Genomic DNA, 23,337 nt, shown 5'->3' with positions numbered 1-23,337 from the left:
AGATCATACGTATGATGTTGAAGGTATCAGAGCACGGCGCATCGGAACAATCAGGGTTGACCCTGCTGTCTGCGCAGATACATGCGGCGATAGAGCATCGTCTAGACCGTCAGTCCGCCGTAGCAGGCGTATCCGATCCAGTTCGAATCACGTCCGGCGTGTTCGACGTCGATCGAATTGACCACCCACAGTCGCAACGCGTTCTCGCTCACGAGGCCGATGCCCCAGACGGCCGTCATCAGCCGAATCGATCGCACGAGTTGCGGGCGGTTCTGCCACATCGCGTCGAATTCGCGTTCGCGGCCCTGGCGCTCGCGCGAGAGCGTCGAGCGCGCAAGGTAAAACACGAGCGGGCGACGTAACAGGAGCGAAAGCAGAAACAACACGCCGATGGTGCCGCTGACCAGTGGCGCACGCGATTGCAGAAGCCAGTTCGCGGGTTTCAGCGCAAGCACGCAAGTGGAGATCAGAATGCCGGCCAGTACGATCGCGCTCAGGGCATCGAAATGGGAAAAACGGGCAAGGTCGACGCAAAGCCAGATACAGAGCGGCACGGCTGAAGCCAGGAGCGCGCCTTCTGTGCCGAGACCCGGCAGTGCGAGTCGATAAGCGACCCAAGGCAGGATCACATTGACGAGGAACGCAAGCGCGTAGCGCACTGAAACGGCTCCGTGGCGGTTGTCACCGTGAATCGTCGCAGCGTCGGACCGGTTTCGCGCAGACCTGACGCCTGTCGAATAATATGGTGAAGGTCCGTGATAAAGCCACTGACATCATGATCAAAGCCGAAGACCGACTGGCGCGCTTTTATGCGCTCTCCGACGGAATCTTTGCCGTCATCATCACCGTCATGGTGCTGGCATTCAAACCGCCGACGGGTCACGATTTGCGCGCGTTGCTGAGCCTATGGCCGGATCTCGTCAGCTATGCGGTGAGTTATGCATTTGTCGCCGTGGTCTGGTTGAACCATCACGCTGTGCTCCGGCACGCTCAGCATCTGACCGGCACGCTGGCACTGGCCAATTTCGCCAACCTGTTCGCGATATCTTTCATTCCATTTACCACGGCCTGGCTCGCTGAAAGCGAAATGGCCACCTTTCCGCTCACGCTCTATGCGCTCGTGTTTCTTCTGGTGCAGGGCACCTATATGGTCCTGATGTGGGAAAGCTATTCCCATCATCGAGAGAACAGAGCTGACGTTTATCCCCGAAGGTGGCAGTGGTTCAGGGCGTGGATCATGCTGACGGTATTCTTCATATCCGCCTTGGTCGTGATCATGCCGCCGCTCTTTCGGCTCGGATTGCTCGCTTCCTTTCTTATTCTGTATTGCCGTCCTGATCCGTTCCTGCGCAATCGTCCAGCACGCTAAACCTTCTGCTTGTCCCCGCGATAGACAATCTCGACATTCTCCGGCGATGGCGTCAGCAGCAGCAATCCCACGAACACGATAACCGGCGTAAGGAACAGGCTCAGAAGAAAGCTGCCGAGATAACCGATATGCGTGCGCCGGCCACGATAAGCGACGAGCAGGCAAAGCACGACATAAACGAAGGTTGGAATGACGATCATGATGGCGCCTCCCGAAATCGAATCAAGGTTTCTTCACGCCGGGGCTGGCGGCCTGAGAAAGATTCCTGTCATTGCCTGAACCCGTGCTGCCGCCACTGTTTTCAGCACCCGAACTTCCATCGCCCGCGTTGGGGAAAAGCTTCGGAAGCTCATGCCATTGCGGAAGCTGATGCGACTGCGGGTCCACTGGCTTGGGAGCAGGCAGATCCGGCTGTTTGGCAATATCGCTCCCGAGAATCAACGGGAGCTGATCCTTCCCGCCGCCCACGACGACGATCTTCGAGTTACTGGAATTGGACAACTGCACGGTCGCTTCGATGCCTCGCCATGTCAGCAATTGAGGCGTCAGCGAATTGGCGACGATGGAATAGAAAGTCTGAATGCCGATAGCTTCGATCCTCTTGCGCTCCGCTTCATCTTTCGCCTGCGCGATCAGGAACTGATAGGCCTGCGCATTCTGCTCTTCCGTGAGCTTTCGGTTGATCGAGTCGTTCACGGTTGTCGGCAGATCGAGATCGCGCACGACAACGCGCTCGAAGAAAATGAGCCCTGCCGCAGCCGGCGACCCGTGCATCTTTTCGAGTATGCGGCCTTCCAGTTCTTCGACGTTGATGCGATACAGATCATGCGGATCGCTCTTGCCGATGATATCGCGCACGGCGCCGAGCGAAATCGGCCGCACCACGCGGTCGACATATTCATAGCCGACTTCCTGATGCAGCTTTCCCGCGTTATCCGGCACCGGGCGATACAGAACCGAAATCTCGACCTGGACGCTGAGTCCGTCCCGGGCGAGCGCGTGGACGCTTTCGTCGAGCGTCTTGGTCCTGACTTCGTAGGTGTAGATCCGATCAAACGGCCACTTGACATTGAGCCCTTCGTGATAGACGAAGTTCGTCTCGGTACCGTGTCTGAGCAAGCGATACAGCACGCCGACGTGCCCCGCCGGAATGATGATGAACACAAAGGGAATCAGCGCAAGCACGATGACGCCGACGATCAGCGACACCGCAATGAACTTTTCGCTGCGGCTCATCCGATACCGGACGTGCCTGACTACGCGATGCTTTTGAGGTTCGGAAGCATCGTCATCGACTGGATCCGCTGTGCTCATCTGGCATCAACTCGTGCGGAGAACGAAGAATTCGGATAAATTGGCGGCGCAAGAAGTGTTTGCATAGTAACATCGAGCGCAAGATCGGACGACACCCCCGGATAGAAATGCTCGCTCCCGCATCTGCTTCCATCCCCTCCATAGACGCCTCGGCAACGCCCGCGCAATTGCGGCGTTTCTTCTACGCGGCCTATTGCGACACGCCCACGCCATTGCGATGGCTGAGCGCGATTCGCCCGTATGTCTGCCCTTACGACAAGCTGCTGCAATTCGTCCGCGACGGCGCCGATATGCTCGACGTCGGCTGCGGCGCGGGCTCCCTGCTCGCGGTGCTCGCCGCGACAAAGAAGATCCGGCGCGGCGTGGGTTGCGACGTCATGGCGCCGCCGCTGGAATCGGCGCGCGCCGCCGCGCAGCGGCTCGGCGCGCAGGACATGCTGACGTTCGAACATATCCGGTCCGTCGCCCACGCGCCCGAAGGGCCGTTCGATATCGTCGCGATGATCGATGTCCTCCATCACGTTCCGCCGCCGGACAGGCGCGATGTATTTGCAGCCGCCGTCCATCGTGTCAGGCCAGGCGGCATCTTTCTGTACAAGGACATGACCGCGCGCCCGGGCGGGCGACGCCTCGCTCATAACATCGACGATTACGTATTTACGCGCGAGTGGGTGGAGCAGGTCCCCGAAGGCGCTGTGGAAGCCTGGGCCCGCGATCACCAGCTCGCTCTCGTGCATGATGAGTTCATTCCCCGCCTGATCTATGGGCACGAGCTTCGGGTCTTCCAGCGACTCGAGCATTGAGACGAGCGTACGAACTCCTTCAGACGCGCGTATGGATTGCTTCGAGCGCATCTGAAGGAAAAATGCTCAGTGATGCTTGTGGTGTTACCGGCAGTGAATCAGGCAGGCTTCATTCCGCCGGCGGACGTGCCGCCTCGGCTCTCGCCCTGCGGGTTTCCTTGGCCTTGTCGACCAGATCGCTGACGTGATTCCACAGGTATTTGTCGGTCACCGATTTCGAGTAGGAATCGGCCGCTGCGAGCAGCAGACCCACCGGCCCGAACAACATCTTGATGCCGATGCCAGCGGCGACATGCGCGGCCCCGTTGACGACGTTTCCGTCCATCAACAGACTCGCGCCGGGAACGAATGCTTCACCCACGAGCTTGACGCCATTGGTGGCCGGACTCGTGCTGCGGACCACAGCGGGCGTGTCGCTTGTAATTTTTTCCGTATGAGGAGTTTCGGCGACTGCAATGTTGTCTTTCATGTCATTACCCTCAGGGAAACTTAATTGACAACTTCAATCACACTAGAACAATATACGCAGAAATTCTGGTGACTACCAGTAAAAAGGTGGTGTCGCATGGTCGTCATGATCCCTGGTGGAAATGATCGCATAAAGGCATCGCAAATGTGTGACACGGCAACCGGAGCCGTGTCGTGATGCGCCGGCACATGCTTCTTTCGGCGTATGTGCTTACTCCGGGCAGCCACTTCGGCGCAATGTGGCGCCATCCCTATAGCGAAACCGATTTCTGCGATCGCGAGCTCTACGAAAACCTCGCTCGCAGCCTCGATCGCTACGGCTATGACTATGCTTTCGTGCCGGAGTCGCTCGCCGTTCCAATGGGCGATGACGGCGTCTGGCAAACGATGACGAGCCGTGGCGCGAGCGGCGCGCTCCGTCACGATCCCGCGCTGCTCGTTTCACCGATGATCGGCGTAACACGGCGGCTCAGGTTCACGGTCACGCTGTCGACCACCTTCATGGAACCGTATCATCTCGCCAGAACGCTTAGTACACTGAATCATTTCAGTCATGGTCGCATGGCATGGAATATCGTGACCTCGGCGGGAGCGAGCAATGCCATCAACTTCGCGCATCTGACATCGCTCGATCACAGCGATCTGTATGAGCGCGCCGAAGAAGTGCTGACGGTCTGTAACGACCTCTGGTCTTCGTGGGATGAAGGCGCGCTCGTCGCCGACAAGAAATCGGGCGTCTATGCCCGCGCCGACAAGATCCGTCAGATCGATCACAAAGGCCGTCACTTCGACATACGCGGCCCGTTGACCTTGCCTTATCGGGAAAATCCGACGCTGATGGCCGCCGGCGTGTCGCCCCGAGGCCGGGACTTCGCGGCGCGCTGGGCGGAAGTCATCTTCGCCATCCAGAACGAGCCCGCCGCCATGCGCGAGTTGCGTGACGACGTCCGGGCGCGCGCCGCGCGCATGGGCCGCTCGCCGCAGGACATCCGCCTGATGGCCGCCGTGCAGCCCGTGATCGGTGAAACGCGCGATATCGCCGAGGCTCGCGCCGCGCATCTCGACACGCTCGTCGCGCCGGACGCGGCGAGAAGCTATCTGGCCGCGATGCTGGGCCTCGATCTGTCAGACGTGTCCGGCGATGCGCCGCTGCAGCCGATTCTCGAAAGCCAGCACAGGCGGCCCGCGGTCGACGCTGGCGGCACGCTGGCGTGGCTCGCGAAGCTGCTCGACACGAAGCCGGACGTCAGCGTCGACGAGGCCGCCATCGCTCTGTCGGGCAGCACGGGCACGCCGCGTCTCGTCGGCACGGCGGTTGACATCGCCGATCAACTGCAAGCCTTGTTCGAAGACTGCTGCGACGGCTTCGTCATCACGCCGACGCATTTCCCCGGCACCTTCGAGGAATTTGGCCGCGCCGTCATTCCCGAGTTGCGCGCGCGCGGACTCGTAGCCAGTCATCATCAGGATCACTGACGGAATGGACGCATTGACCGATCAGATCGGAGGCGGCCACGACGCTGCGCGCTGGTCCGCCGACGAGTTGGCCATGCTGACCGTGTGCGACCTGCTGGAGCGGCAGGCCGCGCGCACGCCGGCCGCCCCGGCACTGGTGCAAGGCGCCCGGCAGATGACCTATGCCGAACTGAACGTGCGTGCGAACCGGCTCGCCGATCAGCTCATGTCGCGCGGACTCGGGCCAGGCGACATCGTCGCGATCGCGCTGCCGCGGTCGTTCGACATGGTGATCGCCATTCTCGGCGTGCTCGGAAGCGGCGCGGCCTATCTGCCGCTCGACCCTGCGTATCCCGCCGAGCGGCTCGCCTTCATGTCCCGCGACGCGCGCCCGTCGTGCGTGCTGACCAGCACCGCGCTCGCCGCCGAACTGGCCGATGCCGTGCAGGACATACCGATACTGCATCTGGTCGACCTGCCCGGCAACGAACAGTGCGCCGAAGGGGAAACCGCTGTTCGCGGCGGCGGCGCGCGTGCGCGGCCGCTCGATGCGGCCTACGTCATCTACACATCGGGTTCCACGGGCAGGCCCAAGGGTGTGGTCGGCCTGCACGTCGGTCTGGTGAACCGCCTGTGCTGGATTGCCGCGACGTATCCGTTCGCGCCCGGCGAGACGGTTCTCGCCAAGAGTTCGATGAGCTTTATCGACGGCGCCACGGAACTCCTCGCGCCGCTGATCGCCGGCGCGACCGTCGCGCTTGCCGATGCGCAGGTCGCCCGCGACCCGGCGCTGCTGGCCGCCGAGATCGCGCGTCTGGGCATCGGGCGCATCACGGTCGTGCCGAGCCTGCTCGCCGCCCTGCTCGATCAGCCCGATCACGCCGCGCTGAACCAGTGCCCGCTCTGGATATGCAGCGGCGAGCCGCTGCCGCCCGCGTTGACCGCGCGCTTCGCGGCGCGCGTGCCGGATGCGTGTCTGGTGAATTTCTACGGCTCGTCGGAAGCGAGCGGCGACAGCCTGCACGCCGTTGCCACGATGCAGAACGGCGCGCCGATCGGCCACGCGCTCTGGAACACCTCGGCTTACGTGCTCGACGAAAGCCTGCGGCCCTGCCCCGACGGCGAGCCCGGCGAACTCTACCTCGCCGGCGCGGGACTGGCGCGAGGCTATCTCGGACAACCCGGCCTGACGGCGGAGCGTTTTCTCGCCGATCCACACGGTCCGCCCGGCTCGCGGATGTATCGCACGGGTGATCGCGCGCGGCGGCGCGGCGACGGCGAGATCGACTATCTCGGCCGCGCGGACCGGCAAGTCAAGATTCGCGGCTTCCGGGTCGAGCCCGGCGAGATCGAGGCGGCGCTGCTCGCGCACAAGCAGGTTGCGGCGGCGGCCGTCGCCTTGCAGGAGAATGAGCGGCTCGTTGCTTATGTCGTGCCCGCGTCCGGATATGAAGAAGCCACCGTGCGCGACGCGCTGGCGCGACGGATGCCGGATTACATGGTGCCGTCGTCCTTCGTTGCGCTGCCGGCGCTGCCGCTGCTTCCCAATGGCAAGCTCGATCGCGCCGCCTTGCCCAAAACGCAGCGCGATACTGCTGGACGCACCGCAGGCCGGACGCCCGTCGAGATCGAACTTGCGCGCCTGTTCGCCGACGTATTGCGGCTGGACGCCGTAGGCATCCACGATGATTTCTTCGCATCCGGCGGCCATTCGCTGCTTGCCGCTCAGTTGGCGAACCGGATCCGCGCCGTACTGAAAGTCGATGCAAGCGTCAGCGATGTATTCAGCGCGCCGACCGTCGAGCGGCTCGCGGCATTGCTCGCAGGCGGCGGCGCACGTCGCCCGCGCTTGTCGTCGGCGGGTTCGGGCGCGCACGCTTGCGTGTCGGCGGGTCAGCAGGGACTGTGGTTTCTCGCGCGGCTGGGACGCGGCGACGCCGCCTACAATCTGCCTTACGCCTTCGATCTGACGGGACCGTGCGACTTGCGCGCGCTGCGCCTCGCGCTGCTCGACATCGTCACCCGTCACGAGAGCCTGCGCACGCTCTTTCGCGATGCGGAGCATGGCGTGGTCCCGCATCTCGTGCCCGCCGATGAGTTCGATGACCTGCTCGCCGTCACCGACTCGACGCCTGCCGAACTCGATCGCCATATCGCCGCCGAAGCCGGCATGCCATTCGACCTGGCAAGCCAGATACCCTTCAGGGCGCGCGTGCTGCGCTGGGCGCACGATCGCGCCGTGCTGGTGTTCAAGTTCCATCACATCGCGTTCGATGGCGCATCGCTTGCGCCCTTTCTGCGCGATCTGTCGACGGCCTATGCGGCGCGGCACGAAGGCGCGCAACCGGACTGGACGCCGCTGCCGGTGCAGTACGCCGATTTCGCGCAGTGGCAGCGCACGCTGCTCGGCCCGTCCGATGAAACCGGCAGTCTTGCGCACCGGCAACTCGCCTACTGGCGCGATGCGCTGGCCGACCTGCCGGATGAATTGCCGTTGCCGCGCGTACGCGCACGACCCACCGATGGATCAGGCCGCGCCGAGCGCATCGCGTTTCGCATCGAGCCGGACTTGCATCGCCACGCGGCGCACTTCGCGCAGGCTCACCACGCCACGCTCTTCATGGTCTTGCAGAGCGCGCTGGTTGCCGTGTTGCGGCGCTTCGGCGCTGGCACTGACGTGTTCATCGGCACGCCGGGCGAGGGGCGCTTCGACGAGCAACTCAAGGACGTCATCGGCTACTTCGTGAACAGCCTGGTGCTGCGCGTCGATGCCAGCGGTCATCCCACCTTCCGCGAGCTGCTCGCGCGCGTGCGCGCAGCCGATCTCGCCGCCTATGCCCATCAGGAAGTGCCGTTTTCGAGCATCGTGGAGACGCTTAATCCCGAGCGCAGCGTCGCGCGCCATCCGCTGTTTCAGGTTGCGCTGACGCTCGAATACGGCGCTGACGCGCCACTCGCGCTGCCAGGCGTGAGCGCGCTTGCCCGCGTCATCGGCAATGCGGCGGCGAAGTTCGATCTCGCGTTCGAACTCGTTGCGCGCGGCAGCGGCGACGACGCGTACGGCGTCATCGAAGGCAGCCTCGAATTTGCCGCCGAACTGTTCGATCCGGAGACGGCGCGCCGCATGACGTCCGCGTTTCAGCGTCTGCTCGATCAGGCCATCGCCGATCCCGACGCGAGCATCGGCCGACATGCCGTGCTCGCCGCCGATGAACGCGCGGCGACGCTCGCGTTCGGCGCGCCGTCGCCGCAGCGTCGACGCGACGCGCAGTCGATCCCGCAACGGTTCGCGCAGATCGTCGAGCGGCAGCCCGACGCCATCGCCCTGCGTAGCGGCGGCAGCGGCGGGCGCGCGCTGACGTATCGCGAACTCGACCGGATGTCGAACCGGCTGGCGCATCGGCTGCGCGCGCATGGCGTCGCGCGCGAGGCGCGCGTTGCGGTCGACATGGCGCGTTCGCTGGAACTGATCGTCGCGACGCTCGCCATCGTGAAGGCGGGCGGGTGCTATCTGCCGCTCTATCGCGGCCAGCCGCCGGAGCGCCGCCAGCGCATGCTCGACGACACGCACACGGCGCTGGTCCTGCACGACGCCGGTTCGAGCGCCATCGACTGGCCCGTGGCCGCGCTGCATATCGATTCCGCGATGCTCGCCGAAGGCGACGACCGGCCCGTCGATATCAACATCGCGCCGCAGTCGCTCGTCAACATCATGTACACGTCCGGTTCGTCCGGGCAGCCCAAGGGCATCGAACTGACGCACGGCGGTCTCGTCGACATGGCGATGGATCTGCTGGACTTCCCGCCGCAGTGCGTGCTGTTCCAGTCCTCCTATGCGTTCGACGCCAGCAGCTACGAAATCTGGAGCGCCCTGTTGCGCGGCGACGAACTGGTCGTGGCCACGTGCGAGCAGTTGACGCCCGCCGACCTGCGCCGCGAAATCGCCACGCACGGCGCAGGCAATCTCCTCCTGACGACGAGCCTCTTCAATCTGCTGGTCACGGAAGATCTGGAATGCCTCAGCGGACTGCGCACGATCCTGACCGGCGGCGACACGGCGTCGGTCGCGAGCTTTCAGCGCGTGCTGCGGCGTTTCCCGGAAATAACGCTCCTGAACTGCTATGGCCCGACCGAGACCAGCGTGTTCGTCACGAGTTTTCGGGCAAGGCCGGACCGGCGGCTGCGGCATCCGGTCCCGATCGGCGCGCCGCGCGCATCGGCGCGGATTCATGTGCTCGATGACTTCCTGAACGTCTGCCCGATCGGCGTCGCGGGCGATCTGTACATCGCAGGCGATGTCCTCGCGCGCGGTTATGTCGGCCTGACGGGCATCACGGCGGAACGCTTCGTCGCAGATCCTTACGGCCCGCCCGGCGCGCGCATGTACCGCACGGGCGATCTCGCGCGCTGGAACGAAGCGGGGGAACTTGAGTTCGCGGGCCGTGCCGATCAGCAGGTGAAAGTGCGGGGACTGCGCGTCGAGCCGGGTGAAATCGAAACCGCGCTGTCCGAGCAGCCTTCGATCCGGGCCTGCGCAGTGCTGGCGCAGCAGGACGGCGCGGCCAGCCGCCTGATCGCTTATGTCGTCGCGGACGGGCATTACGACGAAAACCACGTGCGCGCGGCGCTCCGCCAGCGCCTGCCCGACTACATGATGCCGGTCGGCTTCGTCAGGCTCGACAGGCTGCCGATCACGCGCAACGGCAAGCTCGACCGCAAGGCGTTGCCCGCGTTCCAGGCGCGGCCGTCCGCGACGCGCCAGCCCGCGAGCCCACGCGAAGCGACGCTGACGAAGCTGTTCGCCGAAGTGCTCGGCCTCGCATCGGTCGGAGCGGACGATGGCTTCTTCGCGCTGGGCGGCGACAGCATTCTGTCGATCCAGCTCGTCAGCCGCGCGCGCAAGGCGGGGCTGGTGCTGACGCCAGCCGACGTCTTTCGCGAAAAGACCCCGGCAGCGCTCGCCGTCGTCGCGCGCGATCCAGACGCCGAGCCACAGCCCGCCGACGCTTCGTGGCCGGGCGTGCCTGCGGCGGTCGCCGCGGCGCTGCGAGTCGAAATTCCCACCGCGACGGAGATTCTGCCGCTCGCGCCATTGCAGGAAGGCCTGTTGTTCCACGCGATGTTCGATGCCTCCGGCCCCGACCCGTACATCGTGCAACTGGTGCTCGACTTCGACGGCAAGCTGGACCGGGACAGGCTGCGCGCCGCTATCGACCGGCTGGTCGAGCGGCACGAAGCGTTGCGGGTCAGTTTCCATACCGTCGACGGGCGCGTCGTGCAGGCGTTGCACAGTGCCGTCTCCACACCGTGGCGCGACGTCGATCGACATGAAGCGCTCGCGGACTGGCTTGCGCAAGACCGCGAACGGCGCTTCGATCTGACTGCCGCGCCCTTGCAGCGCGCCGCCTTGCTGCGGCTGGGCGACGGCCGCCATCGGCTGGTGCTGAGCCTGCACCACCTTTTGATCGATGGCTGGTCGATGCCCGTCATGGTGTCGGAATTGATGCAGGCATACGCGGGCGAGCCGCTCGGCGTCGCGCCGCCGTTGCGCGATCAGTTCGTGTGGCTGGCGAAGCAGGATCGCGACAGCGCGCGCAAGGCATGGCACGCGGCGTTGGCCGGACTGGACGGCCCCACGCGTCTCGTCGCGAGCGCCGATCCCGGCCTGCATGCCGCGCGGCAGCAGTCCGTCACCGGCACGCTGGATGCGGACACGACGCTGTGCCTGCAAGACTGCGCGCGTCATCTCGGCCTGACGCTGGCGACTTTCGCGCAAGGCGCGTGGGCGATCCTGCTCGGCCACCGGACCGCGCGGGACGATGTCGTTTTCGGCGTTACGGCGGCCGGACGGCCGGCCGAGCTGCAGGATGTCGAGCGGCGCGTCGGCCTGTTCATCAACACGCTGCCGTTGCGTGCGACACTGCGCGCCGACGAAACCATCGCGCAGTTGCTCGAACGCATCCAGCGCGACCAGTCGGCGCTGCTGCCGCATCAGCATGTCGGATTGACGGAGGTTCAGGCGCTCGTCGGGCACGGCGAACTGTTCGACACGCTGATGGTGTTCGAGAACTATCCTGCCGCGCACACGCATGCCGAGATCGACGGCGCCGCGCTGACGGGCATGACCATCAACGACACGACGCACTATCCAGTAAGTGTGATGGTCACGCCGGGACGCGAACTGGAGGTGCGGATCGATCATCGCGCGGAGCTGGTTTCCGGCGACGACGCGCGGCGGCTGCTCGCCACGCTCATGCAGATTCTGCGGACGATGGCCACGCAGCCTGACAGTCTGGTTGGACGCATCGATCTGCTGTCGCGCGCCGAACACGATGAACTCCGCCACTGGAATGCGACCGCGCATCCCGTCGCCGAAGCCGATGTCGCGACGCTCTTCAGCGCGCAGGCTGCGCGCACGGCGGACGCCATCGCCGTGATGCAGGCCGGCGAGCAGCTGACTTACCGCGAACTCGAAGCGCGCTCGAACGCGCTGGCGCATTGGCTCGTGGAGCATGGCATCGGCCCGGAGCGTATCGTCGCCCTGACCATGCAGCGCACGCCCGACATGGTGGTCGCGATGCTCGGCGTGCTAAAGAGCGGCGGCGCGTATCTGCCGGTCGATCCGCACTATCCGCAGGCGCGCATCGACGCGATGCTCGCCGATGCGCGGCCCGCGCGCACGCTCGCGACCTTGCCATCGCTCGCGAACTGGCCGACCGGCGCGCCGTCGCGCGTTGTCGCGCCCGGCCATCCGGCGTATGTCGTCTATACGTCGGGCTCCAGCGGCAGGCCGAAGGGCGTCGTGGTGACGCGTGCCGGCATCGCGAGTCTGGTCGGCGCGCAGGCCGCGCGCTTCGGCATCACGGCGGCATCGCGCGTGCTGCAGTTCGCGTCGCTTTCGTTCGATGCCGCCGTGTCCGAAGTGCTCGTCACGCTGCTGCGAGGCGCGCGGCTCGTGCTGGCCGATCCGGCGTTGATGTCTGCGGAACGGCTCGCCGGGCTGATCCGCGAGCAGGAAATCACCTGCGTGACGTTGCCGCCCGCGCTGCTCGCGGCGATGGACCCCGCCACGATTCCCGCCGCGTGCACGATCGTCACGGCGGGCGAAGCCATCACGCCCGACACGGCCGGACGATGGTCGAACGGGCGACGGCTCATCAACGCATACGGACCGACCGAAGTCACCGTCTGCGCGACCATGAGCGACGACCTCGCCGGCCCGGTCGCGCCGCCGATCGGACGGCCCGTCTGGAACAGCCAGATTCATGTGCTCGATGCCTGCCTGCGACCGTGCGGCGCGGGCGTGACCGGTGAAATCCACGTCGCCGGCGCGGGGCTGGCGCGTGGCTATCTTGGGCGGCCCGATCTGACGGCCGAGCGCTTCGTCGCCAATCCGTTCGGCGCTGCCGGCACGCGGCTGTACCGCACCGGCGATCTCGCGCGCTGGCGTGCCAATGGACAACTCGAATTTCTTGGCCGCGTCGATCAGCAAGTCAAGTTGCGCGGCTTTCGCATCGAGCCGGGCGAGATCGAAGCGGCGCTGATGGAACACGATGCCGTGCGCGCCTGCGCCGTGGCCGTGCGCGAGCGGCAGCTCATCGCTTATGTCGTGCCGGCATCGGCTGTCGATGAAACCTCGCTACGCGCAGCCGTGGCGAGCCGTCTGCCCGAGTACATGACGCCGTCGGCCTTCGTCGTGCTCGACGCGCTGCCGCTCACGCCCAACGGCAAGCTCGATCGCCGCGCGTTGCCTGCGCCGTCGCGCGCGGCGTCGTCGCTGCGGCGCGTCCGGGCGACGGAGCGGGAAGCGCTGATCGCACGCCTTTTCGGCGACGTGCTCGGACGCGACGACGTGCAGCCCGACGACAGCTTTTTCGCGCTGGGCGGCGACAGCATTTCGTCGATCCGCTTCGTGAGCCGCGCGCGTGCCGCCGGACTCGATCTGAGCCCGGCGCATGTGTTCCGGCACAAGACTCCGGCCGCGCTGGCGCGGGTCGCCGGTGCGGTTCCGGAGGTCCTGAAGGCCACGGAGGACTCAGCCGGCCGCGTGCCCGCCACGCCCATCATGCGTTGGCTGATGGCGCGCGGCGGTCCGATCGACGCATTCAGTCAGTCGATGCGCGTGGCCTTGCCGAACGATGCGCGACAAGCACCGCTCGCAGAAGCGTTGCAGGCAGTGATCGCGCGGCATGCGCTGCTGCGGGCGCGCTTCATCGACGGAGAACTCGATACGGCCGCGCCCGCCGCCGATGCGCAAACCCCGTTGTATCGAATCGACGCGCGCGCCTGGACCGATGCCGATATCGATCGACACATCGCCCGCGAGCAACAGGCGTCCGAACGATGGCTCGCGCCGCAGCAGGGCCGCGTGTTGCGCGCCGTGTGGTTCGACCGTGGCGCGTCGGCAGGCGTGCTTCTGCTGACGATCCATCATTTCGTCGTGGATGGCGTGTCGTGGCGCATCCTGCTCGACGATCTGGCGCAGGCCTACGCACTCGCCGCGCAAGGCGAGCCGCCCGCGCTGCCGCCAGTGCCGACGTCCTTTCGCGGCTGGGCGCGCCATCTCCACGACGACGCACATAGCGCGCGGCGCGTCGCCGAACTCGATCGCTGGCGATGGATCCTGGCCGCGCCCGATACACCCCTCGGCGCCCGCCCGCTCGACCGCACGGACACACTCGCGACCGCGCGCCGCGTGAGCTCGGTGCTCGACGCCGCGACGACATCGCGCTTGCTCGGCAGCGTGCCCGCGCTGTTCCGTGGCGGCGTCAACGACGTGCTGCTCGCCGGCTACGCGCTCGCCGTGTCCGGCTGGCGCGGCGATACGCGCCCAGTCCTGCTCGATCTCGAAGGGCACGGCCGCGAGCCGGGCGAAAGCGGGCTCGATCTGTCGCAGACGGTGGGATGGTTCACGAGCCTGCATCCCGTGCGGATCGATCTCGACGGCGTCGAGCCCGGCGCGGCGCTGGTGAAGCGAGTCAAGGAAGCGTTGCGCGCGCTGCCCGACCACGGCATCGGCTACGGCATGCTGCGCTATCTCAATGCGCGCACAGCGGCGGAACTGGCAGGCGCGCACGCGCAACTGTCGTTCAATTATCTGGGCCGCTTCGGCCGCTCGGGCGACGCGTGGACTTCGATCGGCGGCCTGTCGCTCGAAGGCGGCGACGACGCCGATGCGCCCTTGTCCCATGCGATCGCGCTGGATGCGCAAGTCGTCGACAGCGACGAGGGCGCGCGCCTGCACGCGCACTGGACCTTCGCGAGCGGCCTGTTCGACGAGACCTCCATCCGCGAACTGGCACGGCGCTGGTTCGACGCGTTGCGCGCCATCGCCCGAATCGAAACCGGGGGACTGACGCCGTCCGATGTCGGCGTCGCCCTCACGCAAGCCGAGATCGATGCGATCGAGGCCGCCGCGCCCGGCGCGCAGGACATCCTGCCGCTTCTGCCCTTGCAGGAAGGACTGCTGTTCCATTCCCTCTACGATGCGTCCGGCCCCGATCCCTATATCGCGCAGATTTCGCTTGCGCTCGAAGGACGCGTCGACGCCGCGCGTCTGCGGGCCGCGGCGGATGCACTGCTGGCGCGTCACGAAGCGTTGCGCGTCAGCATTCGCACGGTGGGCGGCCGGCCCGTCCAGGTGATCGCCGATGCGGTGAGCGCGCCGTGGCGCGAGACGGATGTGTCCGGCGCGGATGACGTCGCCGGGGCGCTGTCGGCCGTGCTCGCGTCCGAGCGCGAGCGCCGCTTCGATCTGACGCGCGCGCCGCTGCTGCGTTTCGCGCTCGTCCGGACCGGGCCACGGCGGCATCGGCTCGTCATGAGCAATCATCATCTGCTGCTGGACGGCTGGTCGATGCCGATTCTGGTGTCCGAACTGATGTCGCTGTATGCCGGCGAGCCGCTCAAAGGCGGTCTTCCGTTGCGCGACCAGCACGCATGGCTGACGCGTCAGGACAAGGCAGCGGCGCGCGCGGCATGGCGCGAAGCGCTGCGCGGGCTGGACGGGCCGACACGGCTGAGCCGCCCCGAAACGGGTTCGCATGCACCGGATGTGCGTACCGCCCGCATCGAATTGCCCGAGTCTCTGACCGGCCGGCTCGCCGCGCTGGCGCAGCGCCTCGATGCTACGTCCAGCACGATCCTGCAAGGTTGCTGGGCCGTGCTGCTCGCGCGGCTCACGGGACGCGCGGACATCGTGTTCGGCGTCACGGTGTCGGGCCGTCCCGCCGAGCTGCCCGAGGTCGAGCGCCGCGTCGGCCTGTTCATCAATACGCTGCCGCTGCGCGTCACGCTCGATCCGGGCGAGCGCTGGACGGCGCTGTTCCGGCGCATGCAGGCGGCCCATGCGGACCGCTTGCCGCATCAGCATCTCGGCCTGACGGACATTCTGGAGGCGTCCGGACACGGCGAGCTGTTCGATTCGCTGCTGATCGTCGAGAACTATCCGATGGATGCCATCCGCGCCCCCGATTCCGCCGATGAACTCGCGATCGCGGGCATCGACGGATACGACGGCACGCATTATCCGGTGACGCTCGTCGCGATTCCGGGCAGGCGCATGACGCTGCGCCTCGACTGCCGGAGCAGCCAGTTCGATGCCGACGCGACGCACACGCTGCTGGAAAGATTCGTGCGCGTGCTGGAGCACGTCACGACGGCGCCGGATGCCGCGATCATCGCCCGCGATCTGCTCGCGCCCGCCGAAGCCGAACGTCTGGACGCGTGGAACCGGACGGCGCGCGCGATTCCCGAAGCGGATGTCGCGACGCAGTTTGCGCGGCAGGTGCGCCGCGCGCCGAATGCCATCGCGGTCATGCAGGGCGACGAGCACTGGACTTACGCCGATATCGAACGGCGCTCCGATCGTTTCGCGCAGGCATTGATCGCACGCGGCATCGGGCCGGACGATCTGGTCGCGCTGACCTTGCCGCGCACGCCCGACATCGTGGTGGCCGTACTCGGCGTGCTGAAGAGCGGCGCGGCTTTCCTGCCGATCGATCCGACCTATCCGCAGGCGCGCATCGCGGCCATGCTCGCCGACGCGAAGCCCGCGCTGGTAGTCGAAAGCCTGGGCGGCCATGAGGTCGATGGACACGCTGGCGCGCCCGCTTCCCGCGCGGAACATCTGGCCTATGTGATCTACACATCCGGTTCCACCGGCACGCCGAAGGGCGTCGCGGTGCCGCGCGGCGGGTTGGCAAACCTGCTCGCGGCGATGCAGGACCGCATGAGCCTGAAGGCCGGCGACCGCCTGCTCGCGGTGACGACGCTGGGCTTCGACATCGCCTGTCTCGAATTGCTCGGTCCGCTGCTCGCGGGCGCGACGATCGTGCTGGCCTCATCCGACGACGTCAAGGATCCGCGCCGGCTCGCGCGCCTCGCCGGTTCATCGCGCGCCAACGTGATGCAGGCGACCCCGACGCTCTGGGATGCGCTGCTGCGCGAAATGGAGGACATGCAGCATGCGGACTTCACGCTCGCGCTCACAGGTGGCGAAGCGCTCTCCGCGCCCCTCGCCGAACGGCTTCACGCGCACGCCCAACGCGTGATCGATGTCTATGGACCGACCGAAACCACGATCTGGTCGACATCGGCGGAACTCGCGGCGCAAAGCCCGGGACCGGTCATCGGACGGCCACTGTGGAATACGCGCGTGTACGTGCTCGATCGCTGGCTGGGCCGCTGCCCGCCGGGAACGGCCGGCGATCTGTACATCGCGGGCCGGGGACTCGCGCGCGGCTATCTCGGCAGGGCCGATCTGACCGGCGAGCGCTTCGTCGCCGACCCATACGGCGCGCCGGGCGAGCGCATGTATCGAACCGGCGATCTGGCGCGCTGGTCCGCCGACGGCGAGCTGGAATTTCTCGGCCGTTCCGATCATCAGGTGAAGATACGGGGCTTTCGCGTCGAGATCGGCGAGACCGAGGCCGCGCTGCGCGCGCAGCCATCGGTGCGTGACTGCGCCGTTGCGCTGATCGACGGGCAACTGGCCGCCTATCTCGTCGCCGGCGCGGATTACGACGAAGCCCGCGTGCGCGCCGCGCTCGTCGGCAGTCTGCCCGACTACATGGTTCCCGCGATCTTCACGACGCTCGACCGGCTGCCCGTCACGCTGAACGGCAAGCTCGACCGTGCCGCGCTGCCGGCTCCGGCGCGCGCGCCGAAACGCTTCCTCCCGCCGCGCAACGCGCGCGAAGCGGAACTGGCGCAGCTCTTCGCGGATACGCTGGAGCGCGACGCCGTATCGATCGACGACAACTTCTTCGCGCTCGGCGGCCATTCGCTGCGCGCGGCGCGCCTCGTCAACCGCATCCGCGACCGGATGGGCGTGGACATCGGCATCCGCATGCTGTTCGAAGCGCCGACCGTCGCGCAACTCGGCGAGCAGATGCGGCATCGTTACGCGCCGGATGCGCTCGCGTCCCTCTTGCCGCTGCAGCATGCGAGCGCCGCCGCGCCGCTCTTCTGCGTGCATCCCGGCTACGGCCTGAGCTGGTGCTATGCGACGCTCATTCCGCATATCGGCGTCGATGTTCCGCTATACGGCCTGCAATCGCCGATGCTGATCGGCGAGGCAGCGCCGCCTTCGGTCGCCGGGCTCGCGGACCGGTATATCGCGCATATCCGCACGCTTCAGCCGCGCGGTCCGTATCGGCTGATGGGATGGTCGTTCGGCGGGCTGGTCGCGCATCAGATCGCGACGAGCCTCGAAGCGCAGGGCGAAACCGTCGCGCATGTCGTGCTGCTCGACAGCCATCTGCCGCGCGGCCTGCGGCACGAAACGCTCGCGCCGGCCACGCATCTGGGCAATGTCCTCGCGATGATCGGCTATCCGTTCAGCGAGGCGTCGCACGGCGCGCTGCAATGGGACCGCGTGATGGAGCATATGCGCGCGATCGAAAGCCCGCTCGCGCACATTCCCCAAAGCGCGTTGCCGGCGCTGGTCGAGGTGACGGCCTGTCATGCGACACTTGCCGCGTCGTTCCGACCCGCGCCGCTCAGCGCGCCGATGACTTTCATGCGCGCCACCGCTACCCTCACTAACGAATCCTCGTTGGGCGCATGGCGGGCGAGCGCCCGTGGCGCGCTCAACGTGATCGATGTGCCCTTTGAACACGACCACATGCTGCGGGCCGACGCGCTCGCGGTCATCGGACCGGTCATTCGTGATCTATTTGCCAATCGGGTGAGACACAGTGAATGAGCTATCGCGACCTCTGATGGCGCGGCCGTTGACCGGGCGGGCATTTATCGACAGCCTGCGGGACGGACGCGATGTTTTCTTCAACGGCGAGCGCATCGACGACGTCGCGGCGCATCCCGCGTTTCGCAACAGCGCGCGCTCGATGGCCCGGCTCTACGACGCGCTGCACGATCCCGCGCATCAGAGCGCGCTCACCTGCGCGACGGATACGGGAAACGGCGGCTACACGCATCGCTACTTTCGCCACGCGCGCAACGCGGACGATCTGGTCGCGCAGCAGGAAGCGATTGCGTCGTGGGCGCGGCTCACTTATGGCTGGATGGGACGCACGCCGGATTACAAGGCGTCGATCATGAATACGCTCGACGTCAACGCCGGTTACTACGGCGCGCATGCCGACAACGCGCGGCAATGGCACAAGCTCGCGCAGGAAACGGTGCCCTTCATGAATCACGCGCTCGCCAATCCGCCGATCGATCGCGCGCGGCCCGAGCAGGCGCAGGATGTCTACATTCATATCGACGAGGAAACCGACGGCGGCCTCGTCATCTCGGGCGCGAAAGTGGTCGCGACCTCCGCCGCGTTCACGCACTACACGTTTCTCAGCCATCACGCGGGCATCGCGCGAAGCGACAAGAGCCGCGCCGTGATGTTCTTCACGCCGATGAACGCGCCGGGGCTCAAGCTCATCTGCCGCAACTCGTACGAGTATCAGGCAGCGCAGGCGTCGAGCCCCTTCGATGCGCCGCTCAGTTCCCGCTTCGACGAGAACGACGCGATCCTGATTCTCGACCGCGTATTCGTGCCGTGGGAAAACGTGCTGAGTCACGGCACGGACGCCATGCCGCCGGATTTCCCGACCGCTTCCGGCTTCATGCACGGCACGAGCTTTCACGGCTGCACGCGTTTCGCGGTGAAGCTGGACTTTCTCACCGGGCTGCTTTCGAAAGCGCTGCACGTCACGAGCGGCGACGAGTTTCGCGGCAATCAGGTGATGCTCGGCGAAGTCATCGCGCTGCGGCACATGTTCTGGTCGCTCGCCAACACGATGGCGCGTCAGCCGGACCACTGGGTGCATGGCGCGGTGCTGCCGAATCTGCACGCGGCGCTCGCGTATCGCGCGCTTGCGCCGGATGCCTACGGGCGCATCAAGGAAATCGTGCACAAGATCGTGGCTTCGGCGCTGATCTATCTGCCGTCCTCCACGCGCGATTTCGATAACCCGGAGATCGACCGCTATCTGTCCCGCTACGTGCGCGGCTCGAACGGGATCGGCCACCGCGAGCGCATCAAGCTGATGAAGCTCATGTGGGACGCAGTCGGTTCGGAGTTCGCGGGCCGTCACGAACTCTACGAACGCAACTACATGGGCAGCCACGAAGAAATCAAGGTGCATCTGCAAGCGATGGCGTCGGCGGATGGTTCGCTGGCACAGATGACCGATCTGGTCGATCAGTGCCTCGCCGACTATGACGAACACGGATGGGTGAATCCCGTCTGGCAAACGCCATGATCCGGAGAGCGAGATGAATCCTTTCGATGACGAAACCGGCGAGTTTCTCGTGCTGCGCAATGAAGAAGGGCAGCATTCCCTGTGGCCTTCGTTCGCCGCCGTGCCCGCCGGATGGGATAGCGTGTTCGGCGTGGCGACGCGTCAGGCGTGCATCGCCTACATCAACGAAAACTGGACCGACATACGGCCGGCAAGCCTGCGGCGCGAAGCGCCGTAGCACGGGGATAACAAGCACTTATGAAATTCATCAAGCTGCTGTTCGGCGAGGCCAGACGCGACCGCACGCCCTTGCTCCTGGCCTCGACCTTGCCAGGCGTGATGATGTCCGGCGTGATCGCGCTGGTCACGACCGTCGCGAACCAGGATCAGTCGAAAGGCCCGAACCTCTATCTGATGGCGTTCTTCTTCATCGCGAGCGTCGCGTTGCTTCTCGCGATGAACTATGCGCTCAACGCCACCACCACCGTGATCTCCAACTTCATCCTGCAAAAACGCCTGAGCCTCGCGCGGGCAGTGCGTTCGCTGGACCTGGAGGCCTATGAGAACATCGGCGCGATGCGCGTGGACTTTGCCATCGGCCGGGACCTGCAGACCATCGAGGAAGCCGCGCCGACCGTCATCGTGCTGATTTACTTCGTCACGCAGCTATTGTCTTCGGCGCTGTATATCGGCTACCTGTCGCTGATTGCGTTCGGTGTCACGCTGCTGTTTCTGGGCGTCGCGACGTTCTTTTATCGCAGCAGCTACAAGTATGCGGAAGCGCTGTCGAAAGAAGCGACGGAACTCGAAAGCGCGTTTCGTTCGAGCTTCGATCACTTGCTGCGCGGCTTTCGCGAGATCAAGATGAATGCGCGCCGCGACACCGACCTCTTCGACAACTACATCGTGCAGCGGGCGCTCGCCGTGCAGGATTTGCGCGTGAGCTCGGGGCGCGGCTTCAATCGCGGCCAGACGCTGAGCGACGCGTTTTTCTATGGCCTGCTCGGTTGCATGGTGTTTCTGATGCCGTACTACATCAGCAATACGTCGACGCCGGCGAAGATCATTCTCGTCATCGTGTTCTCGGGCGGCGCCATCGCCAGTCTGATTCAGGCGCTGCCCGCGGTGTCGCGCGCCGATCTCGCCGTGGACCGCCTGGACGCGCTCGAACGCGAACTGGAGCAGGCCAAACGCGCGGCCGAATCGGGGCCCGACGCATCAGCGCCCGTACTGGCGCACGGCATCACGCTAAGCGGCGTGAGCTACAGCTACAAGAATGCGGACGGACAGCAGGGCTTTCATGTCGGTCCGTGCGATCTTTTCATCAAGGCAGGCGAAGTGACGTTCATCGCAGGCGGCAACGGCAGCGGCAAATCCACCTTGCTCAATCTGGTCACACAGTTGTACGCGCAGGATAGCGGTGAAGTGCGCTGGGATGAAAAGATCGTCACCGATGCCAATGCGACGGCGTATCGGCAATTGTTCTCGGTGATCTTCTCCGACTTTCATCTGTTCGATCGTCTCTATGGCCTCGATGCCGCGCAGGATGATCTGGCCGAACTGATCAGGGAAATGGATCTGTCCGACAAGGTTCATTACAAGCTCGGGCGTTTCAGCACCACGGATCTGTCGAGCGGGCAGCGCAAGCGGCTCGCGATGGTCAGCGCGCTCGCGGAAGGGCGCCCCGTGCTGATCTTCGATGAATGGGCGGCCGATCAGGACCCGCAGTTCCGTCGCTATTACTACGAGAAACTGCTGCCGCGGCTGAAGGCGGCAGGAAAGACGATCATCGCCGTCAGTCACGACGATCGCTGGTTCGGCGCCGCCGACAAGGTCGTCTGGATGGAAGAAGGAAAAGTCGCGCGCGTGATGACGGCGGCCGTCGATACCTGAGCGCATCTTTCCTCACACGACCCCTAATTCATTGCTAACTCCCTTTGCCTATATTTCATTGCGACTGGAAACGCGAACGAAGGGAGCAACAGCATGGACAACCCATTCGACGATGAACGAGCCACGTTCCTTGTCCTGATCAACGCATCGCGGCAACGCTCGCTCTGGCCCGCTCATCTCGACGTGCCGTCCGGCTGGGAAGTGGAGCATGCGCATAGTTCACTCAGGCAATGCCTCGACTTCATCGATGCCCGTTCGATCGATCCGCGTTCTCATTGAACCTTGATCTGGGGATAGAAAATGGCAAAGCGCATCGTGAAGGTTATCGATCTCGTTCCGGGCCGGAATGTGGAACTTCCATCGATCGAAAACGAAACACTCGGACACGACAGGTTCTGGCGCGATTTCGTCTGCGCCCAGCAGCCTGTCGTCATCAGACATGCTGTCCCGAACTGGCCTGCATTGAAGAAGTGGGGCACGCCCGGTTATCTCGAAGCACTGACGAATCGTGAGGTAGGTGTATCCGATACCTTCAACGCGAGTCCGGCCGGACTCTGGCACCAGAACCTGCCGAAGTACCGCCTCGATGAAGCCATCGCGCGACTGCGCAACGCCACCCCGGAAGACACGTTGGCCATTCGCGCGTTGCCCATTCCTCCGGAATGGAAAGCCGATCTCGGCAGCTATGATTTTCTCGGCGCAAACCGCGATTTGCCGCCACGCGTCTATGCGCGCGACCGTCTTTTCATTTATCGCAATGCTTCGACCGAGTGGCATTACCACACGACGGACGAGACGTTGACGACACAGATTCTCGGATCGAAACGCATCTCGATGTTCAGGCTCTCGAATGAAGACTGGCACGCGTATGCCGGGCCGATCAGGTCCAACCTTCACCACATGGAGGAGCGGGCGCGTTTCTTTCCCGCGGACGCGTCGCTGATGAAATTCGAAGCGACGCTCGAGCCCGGCGATGTCCTCTATATCCCGCCGTTCTGGTGGCATGGCGTCGACCCTGCGGATACCGGGTTCGGCATCACGCTGGCGCATTGTTTTCGCACGCCGCTCAACCGGCTCGGATCGTTGAGCGACCCGGCCGTGAGGGACGTCATCCGGGCACAGGGAAGTCTCGCGCTGGCGCTGCGCATGAGAGCGTTCGTCGCGCTGGGCTCGCTGTCGCGAATCGTGAATCCCTGATCGATTCCGCCCTTCATCGCTCTGTCACCGCCGATGCGCGAGCATCTCTAATTCGACCATAATTCATCGGGCTCATCCTGTACGCATTGGATTGGCCTGTTGTGTCGAATGCGAGAGATCCCGCGAAGCGAATATCGAC

At 65.3% G+C, this 23,337-nt stretch carries 13 protein-coding genes; 9 read left to right on the top strand and 4 right to left on the bottom strand.

The genetic code is table 11. The features are described from left to right. Positions 1–101 precede the first annotated feature (101 nt). Positions 102–659: a VC0807 family protein gene (locus tag NK8_RS26750; RefSeq protein ID WP_213232710.1), complete on the bottom strand. Its 558-nt coding sequence runs from the start codon at positions 657–659 to the stop codon at positions 102–104. Positions 660–775: 116 nt separating this feature from the next. Here NK8_RS26750 and NK8_RS26745 point away from each other — a divergent pair, with 116 nt between their 5' ends. After that, positions 776–1,369: a TMEM175 family protein gene (locus NK8_RS26745; protein ID WP_162070089.1), complete on the top strand. Its 594-nt coding sequence runs from the start codon at positions 776–778 to the stop codon at positions 1,367–1,369. Here the strand turns inward: NK8_RS26745 and NK8_RS26740 are convergent. Then, positions 1,366–1,569 carry a hypothetical protein gene (locus NK8_RS26740; RefSeq protein ID WP_162070090.1) on the bottom strand — a complete coding sequence of 68 codons (204 nt, stop codon included), beginning with the start codon at positions 1,567–1,569 and terminating at the stop codon, positions 1,366–1,368. The genes NK8_RS26745 and NK8_RS26740 overlap by 4 nt on opposite strands. Before the next feature lie 22 nt (positions 1,570–1,591). Beyond that, positions 1,592–2,605 carry a prohibitin family protein gene (locus tag NK8_RS26735; protein ID WP_225936480.1) on the bottom strand — a complete coding sequence of 338 codons (1,014 nt, stop codon included), beginning with the start codon at positions 2,603–2,605 and terminating at the stop codon, positions 1,592–1,594. A 185-nt stretch (positions 2,606–2,790) separates the two neighbouring features. Here NK8_RS26735 and NK8_RS26730 point away from each other — a divergent pair, with 185 nt between their 5' ends. Further along, positions 2,791–3,486 (top strand): cyclopropane-fatty-acyl-phospholipid synthase family protein, encoded by a 696-nt coding sequence (locus tag NK8_RS26730; RefSeq protein ID WP_213232707.1) that lies wholly within the window; start codon positions 2,791–2,793, stop codon positions 3,484–3,486. Between the two features lie 109 nt (positions 3,487–3,595). Here the strand turns inward: NK8_RS26730 and NK8_RS26725 are convergent, their stop codons facing one another. After that, positions 3,596–3,955: a DUF6072 family protein gene (locus tag NK8_RS26725; RefSeq protein WP_213232705.1), complete on the bottom strand. Its 360-nt coding sequence runs from the start codon at positions 3,953–3,955 to the stop codon at positions 3,596–3,598. 176 nt (positions 3,956–4,131) lie between these two features. On the opposite strand from NK8_RS26725, the gene NK8_RS26720 reads away from it, so the two are divergent. The 7 genes from NK8_RS26720 (at position 4,132) to NK8_RS26690 (ending at position 23,198) form a co-directional block, all read left to right on the top strand. Continuing rightward, complete coding sequence (locus NK8_RS26720; RefSeq protein ID WP_225936514.1) at positions 4,132–5,430, top strand: NtaA/DmoA family FMN-dependent monooxygenase; 1,299 nt, start codon at positions 4,132–4,134, stop codon at positions 5,428–5,430. A 4-nt stretch (positions 5,431–5,434) separates the two neighbouring features. Then, positions 5,435–18,616 carry a non-ribosomal peptide synthetase gene (locus NK8_RS26715; RefSeq protein ID WP_213232704.1) on the top strand — a complete coding sequence of 4,394 codons (13,182 nt, stop codon included), beginning with the start codon at positions 5,435–5,437 and terminating at the stop codon, positions 18,614–18,616. Between the two features lie 16 nt (positions 18,617–18,632). Beyond that, a complete protein-coding gene (locus NK8_RS26710) occupies positions 18,633–20,129 on the top strand; it encodes a 4-hydroxyphenylacetate 3-hydroxylase N-terminal domain-containing protein (RefSeq protein ID WP_213232703.1) in 1,497 nt (498 codons plus the stop codon). A gap of 13 nt (positions 20,130–20,142) precedes the next feature. Beyond that, positions 20,143–20,346 carry an MbtH family protein gene (locus tag NK8_RS26705; RefSeq protein ID WP_162070096.1) on the top strand — a complete coding sequence of 68 codons (204 nt, stop codon included), beginning with the start codon at positions 20,143–20,145 and terminating at the stop codon, positions 20,344–20,346. Between the two features lie 20 nt (positions 20,347–20,366). Beyond that, positions 20,367–22,001 carry a cyclic peptide export ABC transporter gene (locus NK8_RS26700; protein ID WP_162070097.1) on the top strand — a complete coding sequence of 545 codons (1,635 nt, stop codon included), beginning with the start codon at positions 20,367–20,369 and terminating at the stop codon, positions 21,999–22,001. A 93-nt stretch (positions 22,002–22,094) separates the two neighbouring features. Then, entirely contained in the window at positions 22,095–22,280 is a 186-nt protein-coding gene (locus NK8_RS26695; RefSeq protein WP_162070098.1) for an MbtH family protein, read from the top strand. A 21-nt stretch (positions 22,281–22,301) separates the two neighbouring features. Beyond that, the gene (locus NK8_RS26690; RefSeq protein WP_162070099.1) at positions 22,302–23,198 is read left to right on the top strand and encodes a cupin-like domain-containing protein; all 897 of its coding nucleotides are present in this window, start codon (positions 22,302–22,304) and stop codon (positions 23,196–23,198) included. Positions 23,199–23,337: the final 139 nt, after the last annotated feature.

The organism is Caballeronia sp. NK8 (assembly GCF_018408855.1).
In the GTDB taxonomy this organism is placed as follows: Bacteria; Pseudomonadota; Gammaproteobacteria; order Burkholderiales; family Burkholderiaceae; genus Caballeronia.
This window is presented reverse-complemented; position numbering and strand designations above follow the sequence as displayed.

Coding starts and splice junctions, on each gene's coding strand:
- NK8_RS26690 (WP_162070099.1), top strand. CDS start 22,302: ATGGCAAAGCGCATCGTGAAGGTTATCGATCTCGTTCCGGGCCGGAAT.
- NK8_RS26745 (WP_162070089.1), top strand. CDS start 776: ATGATCAAAGCCGAAGACCGACTGGCGCGCTTTTATGCGCTCTCCGAC.
- NK8_RS26710 (WP_213232703.1), top strand. CDS start 18,633: ATGGCGCGGCCGTTGACCGGGCGGGCATTTATCGACAGCCTGCGGGAC.
- NK8_RS26725 (WP_213232705.1), bottom strand. CDS start 3,955: ATGAAAGACAACATTGCAGTCGCCGAAACTCCTCATACGGAAAAAATT.
- NK8_RS26730 (WP_213232707.1), top strand. CDS start 2,791: ATGCTCGCTCCCGCATCTGCTTCCATCCCCTCCATAGACGCCTCGGCA.
- NK8_RS26715 (WP_213232704.1), top strand. CDS start 5,435: ATGGACGCATTGACCGATCAGATCGGAGGCGGCCACGACGCTGCGCGC.
- NK8_RS26700 (WP_162070097.1), top strand. CDS start 20,367: ATGAAATTCATCAAGCTGCTGTTCGGCGAGGCCAGACGCGACCGCACG.
- NK8_RS26735 (WP_225936480.1), bottom strand. CDS start 2,605: ATGAGCCGCAGCGAAAAGTTCATTGCGGTGTCGCTGATCGTCGGCGTC.
- NK8_RS26705 (WP_162070096.1), top strand. CDS start 20,143: ATGAATCCTTTCGATGACGAAACCGGCGAGTTTCTCGTGCTGCGCAAT.
- NK8_RS26720 (WP_225936514.1), top strand. CDS start 4,132: ATGCGCCGGCACATGCTTCTTTCGGCGTATGTGCTTACTCCGGGCAGC.
- NK8_RS26740 (WP_162070090.1), bottom strand. CDS start 1,569: ATGATCGTCATTCCAACCTTCGTTTATGTCGTGCTTTGCCTGCTCGTC.
- NK8_RS26695 (WP_162070098.1), top strand. CDS start 22,095: ATGGACAACCCATTCGACGATGAACGAGCCACGTTCCTTGTCCTGATC.